Raw genomic sequence first — 583 nt, forward strand, 5'->3', positions numbered from 1 at the left:
AAACGCTTTTTAAATTCGTCTTTTGGCATGATGTAGGTTAAATAGGTTAGAACATTGTGTTTGTATTGTTCATCTGTAGGTTCCAAGCTTTCATAAACAACTTTTGAGCCTGTTGCATCTCCGCCCCACGTCCTAATTGGCTCATTCACTCCCTTAAAATTAAATACAGGAATAGGATTTTCTTTGGTACCATAGTTGGGATCTTTTAAATCATCCTGATTTACCCATGCAGCTATTTCCTTTTTTTCAATTACAGATTCAAAATTCGCATAGCTTTGATAGTTAGTATCAAACAGATAGATCCTAAAATATTTATCTTTGACGGTCTCGAAAAAAGTAATATACTGTATTTCTCCAGATAATCCTTTAAAGCCAATGCCACTAGCACCTCTTCTATAATGATCGAAGTCTGTTTTCATATATATAGGACTGTTGATATCAGAAACTGGAATCTTTAGATTTGTTTTAAAAATTTTACCTACATAAAAATTTAAATATTTTTCCCCATCATTTTTTCGTACAGTAATCTTATTATACAAAAACACAAATAAGGGAAACAATACAAATACACCGACTATCCAGC

1 protein-coding gene is annotated in these 583 nt (G+C 32.1%); it reads right to left on the bottom strand.

Annotated features, from left to right (window positions below):
* Positions 1–545: DUF8188 family protein (locus DRW42_RS28965; RefSeq protein ID WP_482811918.1), on the bottom strand; the 545-nt coding region annotated here is incomplete at its 3' end.
* Positions 546–583: the final 38 nt, after the last annotated feature.

Origin of the sequence: Pedobacter miscanthi (assembly GCF_003315595.1) — a bacterium.
In the GTDB taxonomy this organism is placed as follows: Bacteria; Bacteroidota; Bacteroidia; order Sphingobacteriales; family Sphingobacteriaceae; genus Pedobacter; species Pedobacter miscanthi.